The following is a 20,558-nucleotide window of genomic DNA, read 5'->3' on the forward strand; positions in this document are numbered from 1 at the left end:
ACATCGCGCGGCGCTGCCGACGCGAGAATTTCAAAGCGTGAAATATCCGGGCTAGGCAGGTAGTTTTGCGGGTGGTTCCGCGCGGAAGCGGATCGCGGCGAGGAAGCCCAGCACGATGAAAAGCACGAGCGCCGTGAGCTGGGCGATCTTGAAGGGCGGTTCGGTCTGCGTCGGCGCCAGCGCCTTGAGCGCGGGGATTTTCAGGAAGGACTGCACGATCAACACGAAGAAATTCAGGTAGAGCGACATGACCGCCGTGATGACGTAGGTCTTGCGCCAGCCGCCCGCGAGCTGACGGGACCGCAGCGCGTAAATTGCCAGCGCCAGCAGGAGCAGAGAGAGGATGCCGACGGCGTGCGAAGGCATGAAGTGCTGCACCGGAAAGAAAAACCCGGTCATGCTCGTGGCCACCGTCGTCCACAGGAAGACAGTGGTCCAACTGGCGACGTACCGGGAGGTGATGAGGTGACTGAGAACAACGAACCCGGAGAAGATGCCGACCAGGCTGATGAGGGCGTGAAGGATCGTGAATGCCGTGAGAATCATGGATTATCGAATGGGAATGTGAGCGAACCCGAGATTGTACCGCCGGGCGGCGATAATAGCGGTCCCGGGGTGGCCATGCAATTCAGGACATTGCTTGGTGAGGGGGTGGGGACCGTGAAATGCGCGCTCTGTGCTTTTTTGCTTGCTTTTACGAGCACATAATGCTACATTTTTCGCTCAAATAGAGACAGGTGTAGCGCGAGTTCGGGTGGTCAGGTGGGGGGCATGGAATTCCGCGGTTCTTTGACATATTCAAGGCGGTGTCCATTGATGCAAATAATATGCATTAAAGCATCTGCGTGCGCTTGGGGTTCGACCCGCTTGCGGCCTTGATTGGCTTATCGCCATCCCAGAGTAAATATAGGCCGGTCAAGGCCAGTCAAGGCGAGTAAAGGCGGAAATTTTTCGGCGAAGGCAAGCCGGGCACTTGGCGCCTCAGGGCGCGTTAACGCCATTAGACTGCGTTAGTGGTGCCGCCGATGGCGAGGCCCACGGGCGGCGGTCGGGCCGGATCCGCTCTTTCGCCAGCGCCATCCAATAAAGGAGATCGTGGCCGACCGATGCAGAGGGATGGGGGATTTTAAACGCGGTGCCTTCCGTCTGCGTTTTCCCCTTTTGTTACGGCGAAGCGAGTTTCTGCGGTTTCCCGAGGATCTTCACTTTCAGCCCCATCGCCCCGTCCTTGACGATGGTGAATTGGATCTTCGCCGATTGCTGGAAATCGGTGCCCGTCTTTGCGTATAAGTTGCTCGCCGTGGCCTTCACGCGCCAAATCGCCTCATCACCCAGGGCGAGGTCGGAATAGGTGAAGCTGATTTCCCGGGCCTTCCGGTATTTGGCGCCGAAGGATTTCGCCAGGAACGCGTCGAGTGCTGCGTCGAGAGGCTTGGCCAGATCACAAAAGGGGCCCGCCTGGTCATCAAGGACGCGCCGGGCTTCAAAGGAATCGCACTCCCAGTGGCCGCCATTGAGCACCGCGACCGTCTTGTTGTCGGCCGACCAGACGACTTCCAGCGAATGGTGATTCTGCGACGGCCAATAGCCGGAGTTCAGCGTGGCCAGGATTTTCTTCCCGGCCACGTCCAGGAGGTAGTTCTCGATCGTATCGGAGGGCGCAGGCTCGCGTGAACCTTTCAAGTGCGCGTCCAGGTCGGCGACCCCCTTGACTCCCCACGCCACAGCGTAGCGATGGTCGGGCGATTCGGCGCCCTCGAGCACGGCGAAACTCTCATCCGCGTGCGCCGCGAGCCCGCCGCAAAGCAGCAAACCCAGCGCGAGGAAGAAAGGCACGTTGACCATGAATGCGGAGCCAGAAATTTTCATCCTGCGCACACGTTAATGACGCCAGTGCAACAGGGCGAGCGCCAACACGATCCCACGTTTGCCGTCTCCCGAAGCGTAGAGGAACGGCGCTTACTTCGCCGGGGCGATGGGCTGGCCTTCGGTGACCTTCACGTTGCGGATTTGCACGCTGTCGGCAGCAGCAAACCACCAGCGCACTTTGGGCGTGGCGAGGTATTCGTGCTGGGCCGTGAGGTCCTGGCCATCGAGGCGCGCGGCGATCTGGTCGCCGGCGTACTCGACGCGCAGGGTGTGCCAGGCGTCGGGTTTCAGGTCGACGGCGATTTCCTTGATCGTTTTGCTGGGCGCGGCGGTGTCCTCCGCGATCTTGAAGCTCTTCGGCCCGATGACGACGCGGCCGATATGCTTCTGGCCATCGCAGCCGACGAGGAAGGATTTGCCGTTATTGAATTTGAATTCGCATTCCCAGATGAGCGGGGTGGGCCCGCTGGCCAGGTGCAGGACGGGGATGTGCTTTTGGTCGGGAATGTCCGTGACGCTCAGGACACCGTCGGCCGGTTCCCATTTGCCCTTGGCGACGGACCATTCCGCGCCGAGCGGCTGTTTGAAGTCGGGCGCGCTGATGACTTTGCCGGGGTTGTTGAGCAGCGGCTTGGGGTCTGCGGCGCGGAGCGGGAGAGCGAGGACACTGAGGGCGAGGGCGAGCGGGAGGAAGGATTTCATGCGCAGGGATAACCCGCCAGCGGAGGATTTATTGCCAATTGCCGATGGGCGAATGCCGATTTGGGAAAGACGCTGTGCAAATCGGCAATCGACAATTGCCAATTGGCAATCGTCAATTCCCCACTCCCTCCCATGAAACTGTCCGTCTCCCTGCTCGTCTTGTTCGCGGCGTTTTCCGGCGGCCTGGCCGAAGACATCGTCACGCTCCCCGGCACGCAGCCATTGACCATGACCGGCGATCTCTCCGCGCAGATGCACGAGGCTGCGCTGCGCGACATGGACCAGCGCATCGCGGATTCGCTCGCGGCGCGGTCGAAGGCGCACCAGGACGCGGCGGGCGCCGTCATGTCCAATCTCGATTTTGAACACATCATCGGCGCCCGTGAGCCCATCCTGGTGAAATCCCTGGAGCGCTTTGGCGACGATTTTTATCCGGCGCTCGTCGCCCAGACTTCGAAGTATCAAGTGTGGCAGGTCCGGTGGGAAACGCATCCCGGCGTGTACGGCGAAGGCTTATTGCTCGAACCGCGCGCCAAACCGCGCGCTTATGTCGTCGCCATTCCGGATGCCGACCAGACGCCGGAGCAGATCGCCGGGCTGGCCCCCGGAGTGCCGCTGGAATCGCAATTCGCCCGGCGCCTGGCGGAAAATGGGTTCGGCGTCATCGTTCCCGTGCTCATCGATCGCAGCGATCACTCCTCCGGGAATGCCCGGGTGGTGCAGACGAACGAGCCGCATCGCGAATGGATTTACCGGCAGGCCTACATGATGGGCCGGCACATCATCGGCTACGAAGTGCAGAAGGTGGACGCCGCCCTGGTTTGGGCAGCGGAGAAGAACCTGCCCGTCGGCATCGTCGGCTATGGCGAAGGCGGACTCATCGCGTTTTACACGGCCACCGTGGCGGACGTCCCCGTGAAAGCTGCCTTGGTCAGCGGCTACTTCAAGTCGCGACAGGACACCTGGCGGGAGCCGATCTATCGCAACGTCTGGGGATTGCTGCGCCAGCATGGCGATGCGGAGATCGCATCCATGATCAAGCCCGGTGGCTTGGTGGTGGAATATAGCGCCGAGCCGGTGGTCGACGGCCCGCCGGAGGCGAAGGAGGGTCGCAAAAACTGCGCGGCGCCAGGCAAGCTCTGGACGCCACCCTTCGCGGAAGTGGAAGCGGAATTCAAAAGGATCGATACGATTCCCATCGCGGCGGAACAACCGCGGAAGCTCATCGCGGGACCGGACGGCAAGACTGTTCCTTTCTGCAGCCAGCCAGCCTTGGTGGAGTTTGCGAAGATGATGGGCGTGCCGTCAAAAATGGAACTCTCCAGGGAGATGCCGAAAGACCGGCGGGTAAATTTCCATCCCGAACCCCGGCAGTGGCGGCAGGTGCAGGAACTGGAAACGGACATTCAGAAACTGGTCCAGTATTCCGCCCAGGCGCGGAAGAAGGATTTCCTCGATCGCATGCTCCCGGAATACGTGAACGAGGTGTGGACCCTGGCGGCGGAATTTCCGAAGCTGGAGCCGGAGAAGGTCGCGGCCTTGGTCAAAGACGGACGGAAGCGATTTTGGTCCGGGATCATCGGCAGGATCAACGACCCCCTGCCTCCGCCGAATGCGCGCACACGGAAGATTTACGACGAGCCGAAGTGGACGGGATACGAGGTGGTGGTCGACGTGGGCGGCGAGGGATTTGCGTGGGGCATTTTGTGCGTGCCCAAGGATCTGAAGCCCGGCGAGAAGCGGCCCGTCGTGGTGTGCCAGCACGGGCGCCACGGGTTGCCGCAGGAGGTCATCACCGGCGATAAACCGGCCTACCGCAATTTCGCCGCGCGGCTCGCGGAGCAAGGATTCATCACGTTTGCGCCGCACAACCTGTATCAGAAAGAAGAGTATTACCGCACGCTCTCGCGCAAGGGCAACACGGTGGGCCTGTCGATGTTCTCGGTCATCATCCGGCATCACGAGCAGTGGCTGAACTGGCTCGGCTCGCTGCCCTTCGTGGATGAGCAGCGCATCGGCTTTTACGGCCTGAGCTACGGTGGTGAATCCGCGGTGCGCATCCCGCCGTTGCTCGATGGCTACTGCCTCTCGATCTGCTCGGGCGATTTCAATGACTGGACGCGCAAGGTCGCCTCCACCGACGACAAACACAGCTTCATGTTCACCAACGAATGGGAGATGCCCTACTTCAACATGGGCAATACCTTCAGCTACGCCGAGCTCACCTACCTCATGTTCCCGCGCCCCTTCATGGTCGAGCGCGGGCATCACGACCAGGTCGCGCCGGACGAATGGGTCGCCTCCGAGTATGCGAAGACGCGCTGGTTCTACGATCAATTCGGCCTCGGCGACCGCACCGCGATCGAGTTCTTCAACGGCGGACACACCATCAACGGGCAGGGGACCTTTGCGTTCCTGCACAAACACCTGAACTGGCCCGAACCCTCGAAATAATCATGAAATGCACCCTCCTTCTCTTATCGACCGCCCTCTTCGCGATCCTCGCTCGCGCCGAAGACCTCCCCGCCACCCTCATGACCAAGCCCGGCAAGCTCCTCGCCAGCGAAGACTTCGCCCAGCAGCCACCGCCGCCCGAGGGCAGCACGGCGCTCTTTGCCAGCGGCTTCAAGGGCTGGCGCTGCAATGTCGTCCCGCGTGGCGGCCACTGGGAAGCCGTCGACGGTACCTTCAAGGGCGCGGAAAATCCCGAGATGCATCACCCGGCGACCGCTTCCATCGGCTTCGATTTCAAGAACGTGATCATCACTTGCGAAGTGCGCCTGCTCGACGTGCCCCTCGAAGGCCGCAAAACACGCTTCTTTGGCGTGCGCACCTGCGACACCAAGGACTACGTCTGCAGCATCTTCCTGAACGAAGCGGGCATGCGCATCCAGAAGGACGACAACGACCACGGCGGTCCCGACGTCGCCGTGCCGCTCGGCGCCCTCGCCGCGCCGATCAAGCTTGGCGAATGGCAGAAGGTCACCTTTGAGATCCTCGGCGACGAGATGGTCGGCACGCTCAATGGCCACAGCCTCACCGGGCAACACCCGCTCATCGCGGAGGACAAGAAGAGCGTCATGTTCGTCTCCGGCGTGGAGGGCAGTGTGCGCCACCTGCGCGTCTGGGAGGCGCTGCCCAACCCCGATTGGGCGAAAAACAAAGCCGCCCTCCCACCGCCGCCCCCGGCGAAGTGACCCCGCGGAAGTCGTCGGTCTTTCCTCATTTCAGTCCATGAACGGTATCCGCCTGATCTTTGCCTTGCTCGCGTTTGCCGCCCTCACGTCCTGCAAACCGGCCGGGCAGACGAGTGAAGCCGATGATTTCGACCTGGAGATGAAGGACGGCCCGACCTGCATGATCCGCGTTCGGCTGCCGCAGCCCGGTGACAACAAGCGATTGACCGACGCCGTGGCTCGATTCGCCGCCGCCCACCAGATTCCCTTGTCGCCCGTCCGCGCTTTCAGCACTACCGGGCGCGAGACCCCTCGCATCTATGCGAACCAAGACGTGCTCATCGCCACGATGCTGTTCGATATCCCTCCGATCCCGCAGGCCCAACAATATGGCCAAATCCGCATCAACGTCTTGCGCCGTTCCTATCCCATCCCGGGTTTTCTGGCCCTGGCCGAGGAATTTCACACCAGTTTTCAGCGTGAATTTGGCGATCTTGTGGATCTCTGGGAAACGCCCAGTGACGGGGCCAACGAGCTCAAACCATAACCCGCCGCCTACTTTCGCTCGCCATTCGAAAAACACCGCGTATTGTGCGCGCCGACATGCCGCTCGACTTGAAGAGCCTCATCACCGCTCGCCTCGGCGAAAACTACAAGCTGCACGAGCGGCACCTCAATCCTACTCTGGTGCGGGTGCAACGCATCATCGGCTTTGACCAGGTGTACGCCCGGGCCGAAGGCGCGTATCTCTACGACCTCGACGAGCGCGACTACCTCGATTTCCTCAGCGGCTACAGCGTCTTCAATATCGGCCGCAATCATCCCGCCGTGCAACGCGCCATCACCGATGTGCTCGAAATGGACCTGCCGAACATGGTCCAGATGGATTGCTCGCTGCTTAGCGGCCTCCTCGCCGAGGCCCTGCTGAAAAAGCTGCCGCCGCACCTCGACGCCGTCTTTTTCTGCAACTCCGGCGCGGAAGCGAATGAAGGCGCCATCAAGTTTGCCCGCGCCGCCACCGGGCGCTCCGGCCTCCTTTCGCTGCACGGCTCCTTCCACGGGCTGTCGCACGGCGCGCTCTCCGTCATGGGCGACGAGCATTTCCGCGAAGGCTTCGGGCCGTTGCTGGAAAATTGCGCGCGAGTGAAGATGGGCGACCTCGAGGAACTCGAGATGCACCTCAAGCGCAAGGACGTGGCCGCTTTCATCATCGAGCCCGTGCAGGGCAAGGGCGTCAATTTTCCGACCGGCGATTACTATCGCGAAGCCCAGCGCCTCTGCCGCGAGCACGGCACGCTGCTCGTCTGCGATGAAGTGCAGACCGGCCTCGGCCGCACCGGCCGCTGGTGGGGTTTCGAGCACTGGGACCTTGAGCCGGATATCATCACCGTGGCGAAATCGCTGAGCGGCGGCTACGTGCCCTGCGCCGCGATCGTCGCCCGGCGCGCCATTTACCAGAAGACCTTCAGCCGCCTGGACCGCTGTGTGGTGCACTCCTCCACCTTCGGGCGCAACAACCTTGCCATGGCCTGCGGCCTCGCCACTCTGCAAGTGATCGACGATGAGGATCTCGTCGAGCGTGCCCGGGTCAACGGCGCGAAACTCGTCGCCCGCATCGAGGAGTTGAAGAAGAAGCACTCCCTCATCAAGCAAGTGCGCGGCATGGGCATGATGGTCGCCATCGAGTTTCACGAGCCGAGCGAACTCTCCGCCCGCATGGGCTGGAAGCTCCTGCATCGCGTCGAGCGCGAACTCTTCGCGCAAATGCTCGTCACCTCGCTCTTCCAGCAGCACCGCATCCTCACCCAGCTCGCCGGGCATTCGATGGACGTCATCAAGATCCTGCCGCCCCTCATCATCGGCGACCGCGAGATCGACCGCTTCGTCACCGCTCTCGACGCCGTGCTCGCCGATTGCCGCAGCTTCCCCGGGCCGATCTGGAACCTCGGCGCCAATTTCATCAAGCACTCGCTCTCCCGCTCGACGGTCGAGCTGGCCAGCGCGGGGAGTTAAGGCAAGCGCCGCGCGGCGCGCCCCCGGCCCGTCATCCTGAGCTTGCGAAGGACCGCTGATTTCGCTCTGGCATCTGACGCGTGGTTGACCGTGCGAGCTTGCCGCCATCTCTAGCTGAACTGTTGAAGAAAGGCAGATTTCAGAGGTTCTTCGCAGGCTCAGAATGACGGCGGGTAGAGGGCACGCGCCATCCCACTCCGAGCGCTTCAACTCACCGACACCAACACCACCCCCGCCGAAATCAGCGAGATCCCAATCCACGCCTCCCGCGAAATCTTCTCCCGCAGAAACACCGCCGCCCCAATGACCAGCAACACCGGACTGAGCCCCTCCCAAGGCAGCACCTGGCTCAGCGGCATCACTTGCAAGAACCCCAGCCACAGCAGAAACCACAACGTCATCGCCGCGACAAAGAGCCCACCGAACACGACCACGCCCGGCCACGCCGGCGGCGTGCGTCCCGCCAGATTCATGGCGTGCTTCAAGAAAAGCTGACTCACCACCAGCAGCACCTGGCAACCGATGAGCAAGGCCAGCAACGTGGCGCTCATGGCTGTGCCTCCACGCGGCTCGCGGGCCGGGCGATGATCCAGATGCCCGCCAGCACCAGCGCGATCCCACTCCAGCGGCCCGCGTGAATTTGTTCTCCCAGCACCAGCCAGGAACAGATGGGAATGGTCACGTGCACCACACTGCTCAGCGTAAAAGCCAGATAGAGCGGCATCACCCGCAGCACGAGAATCCAGGTAACGCTACTCAGTATGAGCAATCCCGCACCCCACCACACGCGCCGCGAGGGCAGCGACGAAAGCCCCAGCCAATCCACCCCTGCGGGCACGGCTTCCATGGCGCCTTGCTTGAGGAAAATCTCGGCGATCGTGACCAGCGCGACGGTCAGGAAGAGCTGCAGGTAGGGGTTGAGCAGGCGGGACAAGGGAGGGCGGGAAAAGGCAGAACATCCAACATCCAACGCCCAACATCCAACATCGAATGAAGAGCACGCCCTCGCCTGCGCTCGCGCCAGTGGGCGTTGGGCGTTGGGCGTTCCCTTTGCTATGTTCCATGTTCCATTTTCCATTCCCCGCCCTCCCACGCTCCACCGTTGACAAATCGCCCCCATCGCATCGACTCGTGATCCTTTCGTGAAACACTGCCTCCGTCTTCTCCTCTTCCTCCTCGGCCTCGCTTCCACCGCGCACGCCGTCACGCAATTCGATCTCCATCGCGATACCTTCGCCTTTTCCAACGACACCATGTGGCAGTACGGCGTGGACGAACAGGGCGTCCTGCACATCAGCCATCGCGACAAACCGGTCGAGTTTGCCCACCGCTGCTTCGTCCTCTCCCGGGCCGTCATCCAGTTTCACCAGTTCGCCCGCTTCGAGCCGAAGCAGCCGCGCCTCTCTCGCGAGGAATATCGCCAGCGAATCAAGGAAGTCTGCCGCATCGCGGTCTGGGCCGATGGACCGAAGGAGAAAATCGTCATCCCTGGCTATCCGGATCTGCACGCCTTCTCGGTGGCCTACGAAGGGCTGCTCAAAGACAACCTCGGCAACTGGCTGCCCAGCTACCTGCGCCTCGGCAACTGGCGCATGATCATGGGCCACCTCCGGGTCGGCCAGGCCTCCGCGGCGCAGTGGCTGGCGGAATCGATCGACCGCGGACAACTCCGCGCCATCTACCTCGCCCGCTTCCCGCACATGAACCACGTCGTCGTCGTTTACGCCGTGCGTCGCGAGGCGCAGGGCAACATGACGTTCACGGTTTACGATCCGAACTATCCCAACCAATCGAGCTGGGTCTTCTATCGCGCCAGCGAGCGCAGCTTCGAGTACGAGCCCCGCTGGTATTTCCCCGGCGGACGCGTCAACGTCATGCGCGTCTTTATCTCGCCGTTGCACTGATCGCGCGGCTACCGTCGAGACCGTATATGTTCACCGGCTTGGTCGAAGAAACAGGCACCCTCCTCTCGCTCGCGCGCTCGGCCGCCGGCGCGCGGCTCACCGTGTGTGCGCCGCTGGTCGTGCAGGGGATCGCCTTGGGCGACAGCGTCGCGGTCAATGGCTGCTGCCTCACCGTCACCGCGCATGAAGGCGAGACGCTCGCTTTCGATCTGCTCGACGAAACGCTCAGCCGCACCAATCTCGGCGCCCTCACACCCGGCACGCCGGTCAATCTCGAGCGCGCCCTCGCCGCCCACGCGCGTCTCGGCGGACACTTCGTGCAGGGCCACATCGACACGACGAGCAGCGTGCTGTCCTTCGAGCAGGTGAAGGCCGATTACCGCCTCGAGATCGCCTTGCCCCGGGAATTCGCCCACTACGTTGCCTTCAAGGGCTCCATCGCCATCGACGGCATCAGCCTCACCGTCGCGGAGGTGCGCGCCGCGAGCTTTGTCGTCTGGATCATCCCGCACACCCTCGCTGTCACAAACCTGCACACGAAAAAGGCCGGCGACGCGGTCAATCTCGAATTCGACTTACTCGCGAAGTACGTCGAGCGCATCCTCGCCACGCGGTAGGCGGAAGCGTCCAGCGAGCGCCCCGGAAAAAGATAGGACGCGGAGGAAATAAACCACGAAGGCTCGAAGACACGAACGAAAGGCCAACCCCTTTGTGTCTTCGTGCCTTCGTGGTAAAATTCTCGATCAGCCCAAGCTGCGAGGTTACGCGCGATACACTTCCAGCAGCCGCGCCCGGATCTCCTCGTCGCCGCTCACATTCTGCCCGCGCACATTGTCCACCAGCCGCGCGCGCGTCGCCGGCTCCACCATCTTCTCCAGCGCCGCCGCCAGTTGCTCCGCCGACCGCGGCTCGACGAGGAAGCCGTTGAAGTCATCGACCACCACATCCCCGAGCCCACCCACGCGCGTCGCCACCACCGGCCGCTCGAAAGCAAACGCCATATAGGCCACTCCGCTCTGCGAAGCCGCCACATAGGGCAGCGCCACCACGTGCGCCTGGTTGAACACCCCCGGCAAATCCTCATCCCCGATGAATCGGTGAATGACCCGGATATTCGGCGTCTGGAAGACCTCCGCCGGCAAATCCCCTTCGCCCGCGATGAGCAGCGTGAATTTCGCCGGGTCGAGCTGCCGAAACGATTCCAGCAAATAATCCAGCCCCTTGTAGGGCAGCAGCCGCCCAAAGAAGAGCACCACCAACGGCCCCTCCGCCGGCGGCGCCTGCCTGGCCCGCGCCCAGAGCTGATAATTCACATGCGGCAATACATGCGCCCTTCCCCTCAGATACCCCGGCAACTGCCCCCGGATCGCCTCCGAATGCACGATCACCTTGCCGATGAACAAAAACACCAGCCACAGATGCACCCGCATGAACACCCGCTTCGCCAGGCTCTCCCCCTCATGCGGCACCGCATCGTGCAGCGTGATCACGGAATTAAAAAACGCGAACAACGGAAACAGCGGCAGCAACACCGGCAACTCGCTATTCAAATGAATCACCCGCGGCCGCCGCTCGAAGATCGTCCGCACAATCTTCCACACCTCCCCCGCCCACCCCAACCGCACAGGATCGAGTTTCACCCGCAAAGCCTTGCTCTCCACGCAGCTCTCATAATTGCGCACGTAGATGATCTCCCCACCCGGCGCCAGCGCATGCATGAGCGACTCCGAGTAATGCTTCATCCCACTCGTCGCCCAGAGATTGATAAACAGCACAGGCCCACCGACCGGGGAAGGAGCGGTGGCGGTTTCAACATGCATGCCGCGCGAGGTTGCCTGTTTTTCCCCGTCGCACAAGCCGCGGAAACGTAACGCGGATTCTGCTCGCAAGGATCGGCTGCTTCGTGGTTTCTCCCCCGCACCCCATGTCCCACTACGAAGAGTTGCGCCGCCGTCTCGCGAAGGAGCCACACCGCTGGCTCATTACCGGCGTGGCTGGCTTTATCGGTTCGCATTTGCTCGAGGCGCTCCTCGCGTTCGATCAGGACGTGGTGGGGCTGGATGATTTTTCTTCCGGCGCGTGGCGCAATCTCGATGAAGTGCGCTCGCGGGTGGGCGATGCCAAATGGGCGCGCTTCGCCTTTCGTGACGAATCGGTGACCGACTTCGCCGCCTGCCGCGCGGCCTGCGGGGGAGTGGATTATGTGCTGCACCAGGCGGGCTTCGTGTCTGTGCCGCTGTCGCTGGAAAATCCGCTGGCCTGTCACGCGACGAATGTGACCGGGACGCTGCATGTCCTGGACGCGGCACGCGGGGCGGGGGTGCGGCGCGTGGTCTATGCCAGCAGCAGCGCGGTCTATGGCGACGATACGCGGCAGACCAAGGTCGAAGCGGAGATCGGCCGCGCGCTTTCGCCCTACGGCGCTTCGAAACGCATGGCGGAAATTTACGCGCGGCTTTTCGCGGATTCGTTTGGCGTGGAGTCGGTGGGGCTGCGCTATTTCAATATCTTCGGTCCGCGGCAGAATCCCAGCGGTGGCTATGCGGCGGTCATCCCGCAATGGATCGGCCAGCTGCTGCGCGGCGAGGAGTGTGTGATTCACGGCGACGGCGGGATCACGCGCGACTTCTGTCCGGTGGCCGATGTCGTGCAGGCGAATCTGCTCGCCGCGACGAGCGTGCTTCCGGCGAAGGCCGCGCCGGTCTTCAACGTGGCGCTCGGTGGCAGCACCACCCTCGATCAGCTTCACGCCCTGCTGGCCGGCGCCACGGCCTCGCTCGGCCTGGCGAAGCCGCTGCCCATTCGCTACGGCCCGCCCCGCGAGGGCGACATCCTCCATTCGGCCGCAGACGTCACCGCCATCCGCCAGGCGCTCGGGTTCGAGCCCAGTTCGAACATCGCCGCCGCGCTGGAGGAAACGGTGCGCTGGTATGCGGCCCAAAGGGGGCCCTGACGTCCCGTTTCCAGATACGCGGCTCCATTGGCTCCATTGGCTCCATTGCCGAAAACGCCCCTTTTCTCCCCATTTTTGGCCATTGTTGCCCTGAATGCCGCGGAGAGGACGCCTTATCCGACGCGGCAATGTGACGTTCTCGAAAAGAATTCCGCTCCCACTTGACAGCCCGGCGCCCCGGGCGATAGTTAATTTGGAATTTCGCCTCCCGTCCCCCCACTTTAACCCGCAACCTCATTCCATCATGAAACGATCGATCAAACATTCCCTTTCGTTCGCTGCCGCGGTCGCCCTCGGCGCCTTCGCGTTCGGCCTGTTTTGGTCGGCTCAGGTGCATGCCCGCACCGTCGGCGGCGGGCCCTACTGCGACGCGAACAACAACGTCACGATGTGCTATAACGGAGGCACGGTGAGCAATGTTGACCCTACGACGCAAAGCCAATACTTGAACAGCGGCAAGCCAAACACGTACTGCGGCGCCTGCAACACGAGCCCGCCCTAAGCGTTTTTTCCGAAGATCTGCTTCCCATTTTGAAAAGCCCTGTGCATTGAACCGCACAGGTTTTTTTTTGCCCCGAACCCACCTGCGATTCCTGGATGAGCGTCTTTCTGTTGATACTGGTATTTTTAGCCGTGGCGGTCACGCAAATGCTGGCCGGCGGCCGGCAAGTATTCTTGTGCCTCCCCGGATATGGTTTGCTGGCGATGGCGGCGTTCCTCAGTTGGTGGCCGCGACGCCGCACCCCCATTCCCAAGGGGGCGCTGGAGTGCCTGGGCGCCGCGGTGCTTTTCTGCACCTACGTTTCAATCCGCGCGCTCTTTTCGCCAGAAGCATTCCTCGCGCGGAACGATCTCTTCGCGGCGCTCGCCGCCATGGCGCTCTATCTTCTCATCGCGCTCAATGTCACCGCCTCCCGCCTGCGCCTGCTGCTGGTGGGTGGAATCCTGGCCCTGGCCCTGGCCAATTGCGCCATCGGGGCGGTGCAGTTTTTCAAGGGGCAGAATTTCATGCCGTTCCCGTTTCTCCCCCGCTCAAATTACGGTTGGCGGGCCAGCGGATTCTACGGCTACCCGAACCTTCTCGCCGGATTCCTCGAGATGGCCCTCATGTTGGGCTTGAGCATGACTTTCTGGAGCCGTTGGCCCTCTTGGGCCAAGATGCTCACTGCTTATATTTGTGGGATGTGCCTCCTCACGATCGTCGTTACGGGGAGCCGCGGCGGCTACATCAGCACGACGATCGGTTTGACGGTTTTTGCCGCTTTGAGCTTGGCGTTGGTCGGCAAGTTGGCCCCGGGCCGTGTCATTGGCTTGATTCTCGCCGGCATGCTGCTCATCGGAGGCGGTGCCTGGGGGCTGAAGCAGGTGGTGTCGAAGAGCTTTTTCCTTCAGTCGCGCGCGGAGGAAACTCTCACGGTCGATGCCAGCCGCATGCGGTTGTGGCAGGCCGCGTGGAAGCAGTTTCGCTTGCAACCGGTGGTCGGCACCGGCAGCGGCACCTATCTTTATTATGGACGCCAATTCCGCAGTCCTGGACTGCAAACGGATCCGGTCCACGCTCACAACGACTATTTCGAGGTGCTCGCGGAATACGGGATCCTCGGCATCATCGCGGCCGTTATTTTTCTGGAGACGCATCTGCGCTGTGGTTGGAACTCCTTTACCAGACGGATTTCGCAGGGCACAGGAATGGCGAGCAATTCCCTCGCCTTGACCGTCGGGGGGCTCAGTGCAGCAGCGGCTTGTCTCGTCCATTGCCTGCTCGACTACAATCTTCATATGCCCGCCAACTTGCTGACGGCGGCGGTGATTTTCGGGCTGCTCGCCACCCCAGGCGAAGGTCCAGACGCGGCGGCGGATTCGGAACGCGACGGGGGCTACCCCCCATTTCTGCGGCTCGCGCTGCCGGCCTTGGGCCTGCTGATCTTCGGGTTGATCCTGCCGAAGGCGCCGGCGGAGTATTATGCCCAGCGCACGCGCCTCATCCTGTCGGACCCGCATCGCTCGGTCAGCCCCGAACCCGATGAGGAGATGATCGCGCTGGCCCGGCGCGGGCTGACGGCAGATCCGCACAACCCCGATCTGCACTTTGCCATTGGGGAGGCAAAATCGGCCATGGGCGAGTTGGCGACCGATCCACAGACGAAGGAAAAGCTCTTCACCGAAGCCGCCGAAAGCTACATGGCGGCGCTGGCCTATGCGCCGGGCGATGTGCGCACCGTACTCACGGTGGCATTGGCGCTGGATGAATTGGGACGCTTTTCCGAATCCGAGCCCCTCTGCGCGCGGGCCCTGGAACTCGACCCTCGCGGGGGCGCGACCCACATTTCGGTAGGGTTTCATTTTGTCATGGAGGGCAAGTTCGCCGAGGCCGAAGCCCAGTTTCGCCTGGGCAAGCAATACGGAGCGGCGCTCGGGGCGCAGGCCGGCATGAATTACATCGAGGAGGAAAAGAAGGCGAAAGGAGGCGGAACTCCCACTCCATCCACCACCCCGAAACCAAACTGATGGTGGTGCGGCGCTGGTAAGATTCTCAGGCCCGATCAGTTTCGCGCCGGAGTGTCGCGAGGCGGCGCGGGCAACGCCTCCTTGATTCGTCTGGCCAGGTTCTCGTAAGTCAACGGCCCTTCGAGACGCCGGCCATTGAGGAAGACCGCGGGTGCTCCGGGCAGGTCAAGCTGTTGCGCGTCGCGCCGATTCGCTTCCACCACCTTGCGTGGCCGGTCGGACTGCAGGCACGCTGTGAAACGCGGCTGATCCAGGCCCAGCGACAACGCCAGATCGAGCAGCTTGGCGTCACTCAAGTTGCCGCCCTCTGCAAAAAGCTTATCGTGATATTCCCAGAAGTGACCCTGCTCTGCCGCGCATTCCGCAGCGATAGCGGATGGGAAGGCGCGCGGATGCCCCTCCAGCGGAAAATGACGAAAGACGATGGATACGTCCTGCGGGAACTCACCGTGAAGCTGCTTCAGGACGGGTGCCAACTGCCGGCAAAAGCCACACTGAAAATCCGAGAAGACCACCAGTTGCACCGGCGCAACCACGGGGCCCAGGCGATGAGCGGTGGAAAGATCGACCGCCCAGAGGCGGCTTGTCGTATTTCTCTCCCCAACGCTTTCCGTAGCCAGGATCAGCACGGGAAAGGTCGCGAAGATGGCGATCGTCCAAGCCGCCATCGGGGATGCGCCTGCCGGGCCGCTGGCCACCGCCCGCCGAGCCCGCATTCCCACGGCCAGCAAAGCCGCCACCGTTGTTGCGGACAGCGTGCACAACGGGCAAAACGCATGGATCACCGCGACTTGCAGGTACATCAGCCCCACTGAAAAGGTCAGTCCGATGACGACCAGCCAGAGAATGGCATCGAGGAGCCGCAGCCGCATCCGGGAGGAACTGACGGCCAGCACCGCCAGCCAAAGAGCGAGGAGCCCCAGATAGAACAGCGCCCCCAGCCAGGCCAGGGGGATCCCCCGCAGTTGTGCGTACTGGCTGCTGAGGACCGCCTCACAGGCGCCTCGAGCCGGACATAAGAAAGAACGCAGCCCCGTCTCCCGCTGAAGGAGCACAAAGCAAAGGCAAACCCCTAGCCAGGCCAGCACACTGCCCAGCCACACCGGGACGGGAGCCGACCCCCGACCGGTCGGGGCGTGGAGATCGGCGTTGGGCGGTCGGGATGGCTCTGGGAACCCCATGGGAAGCGTTCGGAGATGCGTCGGGCGATCTCGATCCACGCACAATAAGTCGCGGATGTCGCGCAAAAGTTGCTGTATCACCAGTCGTGACCCCTCCCGGATGCGGTGAAGACAATAGCGTCATGCCGTTGAAGGCGGGGATCTTATCGACACGTAAAATTCACAAATCCCCCTCCAAAAAGCTTGCCTCCCTCCCTTGCCCCAGCATACTCCGCAAAACTGAGCGACTTCTTATTCTCGTTTCCAGAAGAGTACAAGTGAAATCTTTTTCGAGTACTTCCACGAAGAGTGAGCTGACGAAATCCCTGATAAATTGACGCACCAACGTTGAAAGATTGCCCTTACCGCAACAATTCTCCCACCAAGTGATGAAAGCCGCCAAACGTCCCCCCATTCTCCGTACTTCCGCTGCCGCTCTTCTTACCTTGCTGGTTTCGATGCCGGCACCGGTCAAGGCCAATACCCTGACCTGGACGGGAGCGGGTGCCCTGTGGGAAACAGCGGCCGATTGGGTGAGCACCCCCACCGCCGGCCTCACTCCCGGCAGTGATCCGTTTGACTCAGATCTCGTCTTCAACAACGCTTCGAATACAACTTCCATCAATAATAATGCCGGCGGTTCGGAGCTCAATTCGATTACTTTCGGAAGCGCGGCGGCGAGCTTCAATCTGACCGGTGTGGCCCTTTTCGTCGCGGGCGGAACTGCCGTCACGAACAATTCGCGGAGCCTTCAGGTTCTGAGCTTTGCCGATCAGGCGGCAGGGATCGGTGGCATCCGACTGGAAGGTTTTAATTTCAATGCCGGTGGCGCATTGATGCCCTACGTCACCTTCGACGCGGCGCAGGGAGACATCCTGGTCACCTCGAATATGTCGTTCGTCGATTCGGGAGTGTCGTTGACCGTAACCGGTCCGCACAACACCACTTTCAGCGGATACATTAACGACATCGCCGGTGGCGCGGGCCGGCTCGTCAAGAATGGAACGGGCACGCTTTTCCTGACCGGCAAAGCCAGCTTTATCGGTGACACGGTGGTCAATGGCGGCCTGCTTCAGGTCGACAGCTCGACGGCGAGCCGCACCACTTTGGTCAACGCACTCGGCACCCTCGGTGGTCGCGGGACGATCGGGGGCAACCTGATCAACCTCGGCAACGTGGCTCCCGGCGATTCACCCGGCACGCTCACCGTGAAGGGCAACTACTACCAAGGTAGTGGCGGCACCTTGACGATCGAAGTCGCCGGCAAGGGCGACAGCCAACACGATCTGCTCGCCGTGCAGGGCCATGCCAAGCTTGATGGCGGCACCTTGCGCATCGTGAAAGTCGGCAGTGGGGCGCGGCTCAAAGTGGGGCAGAAGATTACCTTCCTCACGGCGGGCCAGGGAGTCGAAGGGGAATTCTCTCACGTTTACAATGGGCTCGACCAAGGCAACACCATCGTGGCCACCAAAGTGATTTATCATTCCAATTCCGTTGCCATCGAGGGCGCACAGGGCTCGTTTGCCAATCTCGACGGGCTCACGCCCAACCAGCGTTCCGTGGGCCGCGGGCTCGACAAGGTCGCCTTCCACAACAAGGAACCCAAGCTCATCAACTTCCTCGATAGCGAGCCGCTCTCGAAACTGCCCGGCGATCTCGACCGGATCGCGCCGGAGGAACTCACGTCCATGTATACGATCGGCGTAGCACTGGCCAAAGTGCAGACGACGAACTTGCAGCGTCGCACGGACGATATCCGTTACGGTTCGCATGGCTTCAGTGCCTCCGGGTTTGCCGCCGCCGGCAGCGGCCCGCTCTACAGCGGTGGCGTCGCCGGTCCGAATGGCAACGATGGCAAGGATAGCAAGGAAATGAAGAATGTCGTTCCACCAGACGATCGCCTCGGCGTGTTCATCACCGGTGTCGGTGAATGGGTGAACGTGAGCGGCGACGGCAATGCCCGTGGCTACGATATCACCACCGGCGGCTTCACTGTGGGTGCGGATTACAAAGTGACTCCCAATTTCGCCGTGGGTATCAGCGCGGGCTATGCCGGCACAGGCAGCGATCTCACCGATGGCGGCCGCGTCAACGTCAATGGCGGCAAGCTGGGCCTCTACGCGACCTACTTTACCGGCGGCTTCTACGTCGATACGGCAGTCAGCGGCGGCTACAACAGCTACGACACGCACCGCGCTGGGCTCAAGGGAACGGCCCGCGGGGACACCGATGGCGGTGAATTGAACGTCCTCTTCGGTACGGGCTACGACTGGAAACTGGGCAATTTCACCGTCGGCCCGACGGCGAGCTTCCAGTACACCTATCTGGGCATCGGCGATTTCACCGAGCACGGCTCTCTGGCTCCGCTTTCGTTCCGCTCGCAGCATCAGGACTCGGTGCGCACGGCGCTGGGCATGAAGGCCGCCTACGATTGGAAGGTCGGCGGCGTGGTTATCCGGCCCGAAGTGCGCGCCTCCTGGCAGCACGAGTACGGCGATACCGCCTACCAGCTCGATTCCAGCTTCCAAGGGGGCGGCGGCAATTTGTTCTCGGTGAACGGACCGAACATCGGCCGCGACAGCCTGCTGCTCGGCGCCGGATTCGCGGTCATCTGGAACGAACGCGTCTCGACCTACGTCTACTACGACGGCGAACTCGGCCGCGAACGCTACGAGGCGAACAACGTCTCGGGCGGCGTGCGCGTCTCGTTCTAAATTTGTTGAACCGCGGAGACGCGGAGGCGCAGAAATTTGTAACGAGGGCGATTGGTTGTCCTCTTCTTTGTGCCCAAACGGCTGAAGGTGTTTTACTGCACACCTTCCGAGCGATTTCTGTTCTACGAGTGAGGTAGATGGTTTGCGGCGGGATGGCTGGCCGCCGCCTCGCGCAGGACTTGTTCGTACTGGTCGGCGATGGCGGTGATGTCGAAGGCGCGGGCTTTTTCCCAGCTCGCGTGTTTCATCGCCTGCAGGGTTTCGTCGCTCTCGAGGAGCCAGCTCAATTTGTGGGCATAGGAATCGTCGAGGCGCAGGCGGTAGCCGTTGACGCCGTGCTCGACGACATCGCGGACGCCGGGGATATCACTGGCGACGATGGCGAGGCCGTGCTTGAGCGCTTCGACGGCGGCGACGGGCATACCTTCGCTGGCGGAGGGCATGCAGAGGATGTCGGCATCATTGAGGATGGCCGCGACCTGCGCGGCGGATTGCCAACCGGGCAGGGTGATGCGGTCGCGCAACTGATGCTGGTCGATGAGCGCCTCGACGGTGGCGCGATCAGGGCCGTCGCCGACGATCGTGGCGCGCCAGTTCGTTTCGCTGAGGCGGGCGAGCGCATTGATGAGCAGCGGGAGATTTTTCTGCGGATTGAAGCGACCGACAAAGACGAGGTGGCGCGTGTGGCGAATCGCGGCAGGTGGGGGAGGGGTGTCGTGGAGATCGATGCCGTTGAGGATGCGCACGACGGGGCGATGGTAGGCGGTGACCGCGAGTTCTTGCACGAAGGTACTCACGGCGGTGGCGGCGGCGGCGTCACTCCAGATCTGCCGGGCGATGGGAGCGATGAGCTTGAAGAGGGTGTCGGTCTGGTCGGGGACTCCGCCGGGGACATCGCCGAGATGGGCGGTGAGGACGTAAGGGACGCCGGTGAGGCGATGCACGGCGCAGGCGAGGGCGCCTGTCGGGACGGCGAAGTGCGCGTGGATGACGTCGGGCTTCCACTCGCGAATGTGGCGTAGCGCGGGAAGGAAACTGGTGGCGCAGTAGAGGCCCATCTCGGGAACCGAGCAGGTGTCGGGGGCGCGGCGTCCGCTGGCGGCCCGATGGACGGCGACGCCGTGGTCTTGCTCGATGGTGGAGTGCCAGCCGAGAGCGGCGGTCTGCACGCGGACTTCGTGGCCGCGCGCGGCCATTTGTACGGCGATGCTTTGCGCGACGCGCCCGCCACCGCCGCCGAGGGGCGGGTATTCGTAGCAGAGGACGAGGATGCGCATGAAGAGAAGGAAGAAGGATGAAGGATGAAACTAACGCAGTGATGCTGGGGTGCGGAAGGCTTAGCGACCGGATCGCAAAAAAGGCGATCCCATTCTCTGGGTCCTTGCTGGGTCGGGGTCGAGAAAGAGAGTTAACTTTGCGTACGCGTCTTTTGACTTGCCTGCTCTTGCTTCTCTTATTTATTTTCCTCGTTCAAAAAGAGGGTTGAACGAGGAGGGTAGAATTCTTTCGATCGAGAGGGATGGCGATTCCGCAGTGGCGGCCCTTGCCGATTTCATCCC

18 protein-coding genes are annotated in these 20,558 nt (G+C 62.3%); 10 read left to right on the plus strand and 8 right to left on the minus strand.

All coding sequences use genetic code 11. The features are described 5' to 3' along the window. Positions 1-51 precede the first annotated feature (51 nt). The 3 genes from ABJF10_RS01265 to ABJF10_RS01275 form a co-directional block, all read right to left on the minus strand. Positions 52-546: a hypothetical protein gene (locus ABJF10_RS01265; protein ID WP_348542694.1), complete on the minus strand. Its 495-nt coding sequence runs from the start codon at positions 544-546 to the stop codon at positions 52-54. A gap of 618 nt (positions 547-1,164) precedes the next feature. Further along, complete coding sequence (locus tag ABJF10_RS01270; RefSeq protein ID WP_348542695.1) at positions 1,165-1,845, minus strand: hypothetical protein; 681 nt, start codon at positions 1,843-1,845, stop codon at positions 1,165-1,167. A 114-nt stretch (positions 1,846-1,959) separates the two neighbouring features. Beyond that, on the minus strand, positions 1,960-2,571 hold the full coding sequence (locus tag ABJF10_RS01275) for a hypothetical protein (protein WP_348542696.1): 612 nt from the start codon (positions 2,569-2,571) through the stop codon (positions 1,960-1,962). A gap of 132 nt (positions 2,572-2,703) precedes the next feature. On the opposite strand from ABJF10_RS01275, the gene ABJF10_RS01280 reads away from it, so the two are divergent. From ABJF10_RS01280 to ABJF10_RS01295, 4 genes are read left to right on the plus strand one after another with little or no spacing between them, the layout of a single operon-like run. Beyond that, the gene (locus ABJF10_RS01280; RefSeq protein ID WP_348542697.1) at positions 2,704-5,025 is read left to right on the plus strand and encodes a hypothetical protein; all 2,322 of its coding nucleotides are present in this window, start codon (positions 2,704-2,706) and stop codon (positions 5,023-5,025) included. A 2-nt stretch (positions 5,026-5,027) separates the two neighbouring features. Further along, a complete protein-coding gene (locus ABJF10_RS01285) occupies positions 5,028-5,768 on the plus strand; it encodes a hypothetical protein (RefSeq protein ID WP_348542698.1) in 741 nt (246 codons plus the stop codon). A 37-nt stretch (positions 5,769-5,805) separates the two neighbouring features. Continuing rightward, positions 5,806-6,294: a hypothetical protein gene (locus tag ABJF10_RS01290; RefSeq protein ID WP_348542699.1), complete on the plus strand. Its 489-nt coding sequence runs from the start codon at positions 5,806-5,808 to the stop codon at positions 6,292-6,294. A gap of 44 nt (positions 6,295-6,338) precedes the next feature. After that, positions 6,339-7,760, plus strand: coding sequence for an aspartate aminotransferase family protein (locus ABJF10_RS01295; RefSeq protein ID WP_348542700.1), 1,422 nt, complete (start codon positions 6,339-6,341; stop codon positions 7,758-7,760). 206 nt (positions 7,761-7,966) lie between these two features. Here ABJF10_RS01295 and ABJF10_RS01300 read toward each other — a convergent pair whose 3' ends face one another. Then, positions 7,967-8,311 (minus strand): EamA family transporter, encoded by a 345-nt coding sequence (locus ABJF10_RS01300; protein ID WP_348542701.1) that lies wholly within the window; start codon positions 8,309-8,311, stop codon positions 7,967-7,969. Beyond that, positions 8,308-8,694: a hypothetical protein gene (locus ABJF10_RS01305; protein WP_348542702.1), complete on the minus strand. Its 387-nt coding sequence runs from the start codon at positions 8,692-8,694 to the stop codon at positions 8,308-8,310. Before ABJF10_RS01305 ends, ABJF10_RS01300 begins: the two co-directional genes overlap by 4 nt. A gap of 208 nt (positions 8,695-8,902) precedes the next feature. Between ABJF10_RS01305 and ABJF10_RS01310 the strand changes: the two genes are divergently transcribed. Further along, positions 8,903-9,664, plus strand: a complete 762-nt coding sequence (locus ABJF10_RS01310; RefSeq protein ID WP_348542703.1) for a hypothetical protein — start codon at positions 8,903-8,905, stop codon at positions 9,662-9,664. Positions 9,665-9,690: 26 nt separating this feature from the next. Further along, positions 9,691-10,281, plus strand: coding sequence for a riboflavin synthase (locus ABJF10_RS01315; RefSeq protein ID WP_348542704.1), 591 nt, complete (start codon positions 9,691-9,693; stop codon positions 10,279-10,281). A gap of 144 nt (positions 10,282-10,425) precedes the next feature. Here the strand turns inward: ABJF10_RS01315 and ABJF10_RS01320 are convergent, their stop codons facing one another. Continuing rightward, entirely contained in the window at positions 10,426-11,484 is a 1,059-nt protein-coding gene (locus ABJF10_RS01320; RefSeq protein ID WP_348542705.1) for a glycosyltransferase family 4 protein, read from the minus strand. A 104-nt stretch (positions 11,485-11,588) separates the two neighbouring features. On the opposite strand from ABJF10_RS01320, the gene ABJF10_RS01325 reads away from it, so the two are divergent. The 3 genes from ABJF10_RS01325 to ABJF10_RS01335 all read left to right on the plus strand — a co-directional run bounded on the left by ABJF10_RS01325 (position 11,589) and on the right by ABJF10_RS01335 (position 15,125). Further along, positions 11,589-12,617: an NAD-dependent epimerase/dehydratase family protein gene (locus tag ABJF10_RS01325; protein WP_348542706.1), complete on the plus strand. Its 1,029-nt coding sequence runs from the start codon at positions 11,589-11,591 to the stop codon at positions 12,615-12,617. Positions 12,618-12,861: 244 nt separating this feature from the next. Beyond that, on the plus strand, positions 12,862-13,119 hold the full coding sequence (locus ABJF10_RS01330; RefSeq protein WP_348542707.1) for a hypothetical protein: 258 nt from the start codon (positions 12,862-12,864) through the stop codon (positions 13,117-13,119). Between the two features lie 95 nt (positions 13,120-13,214). Then, the gene (locus ABJF10_RS01335) at positions 13,215-15,125 is read left to right on the plus strand and encodes an O-antigen ligase family protein (protein WP_348542708.1); all 1,911 of its coding nucleotides are present in this window, start codon (positions 13,215-13,217) and stop codon (positions 15,123-15,125) included. 35 nt (positions 15,126-15,160) lie between these two features. Here ABJF10_RS01335 and ABJF10_RS01340 read toward each other — a convergent pair whose 3' ends face one another. Beyond that, positions 15,161-16,306, minus strand: a complete 1,146-nt coding sequence (locus tag ABJF10_RS01340; RefSeq protein ID WP_348542748.1) for a vitamin K epoxide reductase family protein — start codon at positions 16,304-16,306, stop codon at positions 15,161-15,163. A 368-nt stretch (positions 16,307-16,674) separates the two neighbouring features. Between ABJF10_RS01340 and ABJF10_RS01345 the strand changes: the two genes are divergently transcribed. Further along, on the plus strand, positions 16,675-18,999 hold the full coding sequence (locus tag ABJF10_RS01345) for an autotransporter domain-containing protein (RefSeq protein WP_348542709.1): 2,325 nt from the start codon (positions 16,675-16,677) through the stop codon (positions 18,997-18,999). A gap of 122 nt (positions 19,000-19,121) precedes the next feature. Here the strand turns inward: ABJF10_RS01345 and ABJF10_RS01350 are convergent, their stop codons facing one another. After that, positions 19,122-20,276 (minus strand): glycosyltransferase family 4 protein, encoded by a 1,155-nt coding sequence (locus tag ABJF10_RS01350; RefSeq protein ID WP_348542710.1) that lies wholly within the window; start codon positions 20,274-20,276, stop codon positions 19,122-19,124. Between the last annotated feature and the right edge of the window lie 282 nt (positions 20,277-20,558).

This window comes from Chthoniobacter sp. (assembly GCF_040003245.1).
Classification (GTDB): Bacteria; Verrucomicrobiota; Verrucomicrobiia; order Chthoniobacterales; family Chthoniobacteraceae; genus Chthoniobacter.

Bases quoted from the DNA above. Each gene is read 5' to 3' on its own strand.
- ABJF10_RS01265 (WP_348542694.1), bottom strand. From the start codon at position 546: ATGATTCTCACGGCATTCACGATCCTTCACGCCCTCATCAGCCTGGTC.
- ABJF10_RS01270 (WP_348542695.1), bottom strand. From the start codon at position 1,845: ATGGTCAACGTGCCTTTCTTCCTCGCGCTGGGTTTGCTGCTTTGCGGC.
- ABJF10_RS01275 (WP_348542696.1), bottom strand. From the start codon at position 2,571: ATGAAATCCTTCCTCCCGCTCGCCCTCGCCCTCAGTGTCCTCGCTCTC.
- ABJF10_RS01280 (WP_348542697.1), top strand. From the start codon at position 2,704: ATGAAACTGTCCGTCTCCCTGCTCGTCTTGTTCGCGGCGTTTTCCGGC.
- ABJF10_RS01285 (WP_348542698.1), top strand. From the start codon at position 5,028: ATGAAATGCACCCTCCTTCTCTTATCGACCGCCCTCTTCGCGATCCTC.
- ABJF10_RS01290 (WP_348542699.1), top strand. From the start codon at position 5,806: ATGAACGGTATCCGCCTGATCTTTGCCTTGCTCGCGTTTGCCGCCCTC.
- ABJF10_RS01300 (WP_348542701.1), bottom strand. From the start codon at position 8,311: ATGAGCGCCACGTTGCTGGCCTTGCTCATCGGTTGCCAGGTGCTGCTG.
- ABJF10_RS01315 (WP_348542704.1), top strand. From the start codon at position 9,691: ATGTTCACCGGCTTGGTCGAAGAAACAGGCACCCTCCTCTCGCTCGCG.
- ABJF10_RS01320 (WP_348542705.1), bottom strand. From the start codon at position 11,484: ATGCATGTTGAAACCGCCACCGCTCCTTCCCCGGTCGGTGGGCCTGTG.
- ABJF10_RS01325 (WP_348542706.1), top strand. From the start codon at position 11,589: ATGTCCCACTACGAAGAGTTGCGCCGCCGTCTCGCGAAGGAGCCACAC.
- ABJF10_RS01330 (WP_348542707.1), top strand. From the start codon at position 12,862: ATGAAACGATCGATCAAACATTCCCTTTCGTTCGCTGCCGCGGTCGCC.
- ABJF10_RS01335 (WP_348542708.1), top strand. From the start codon at position 13,215: ATGAGCGTCTTTCTGTTGATACTGGTATTTTTAGCCGTGGCGGTCACG.
- ABJF10_RS01340 (WP_348542748.1), bottom strand. From the start codon at position 16,306: ATGGGGTTCCCAGAGCCATCCCGACCGCCCAACGCCGATCTCCACGCC.
- ABJF10_RS01345 (WP_348542709.1), top strand. From the start codon at position 16,675: ATGAAAGCCGCCAAACGTCCCCCCATTCTCCGTACTTCCGCTGCCGCT.
- ABJF10_RS01350 (WP_348542710.1), bottom strand. From the start codon at position 20,276: ATGCGCATCCTCGTCCTCTGCTACGAATACCCGCCCCTCGGCGGCGGT.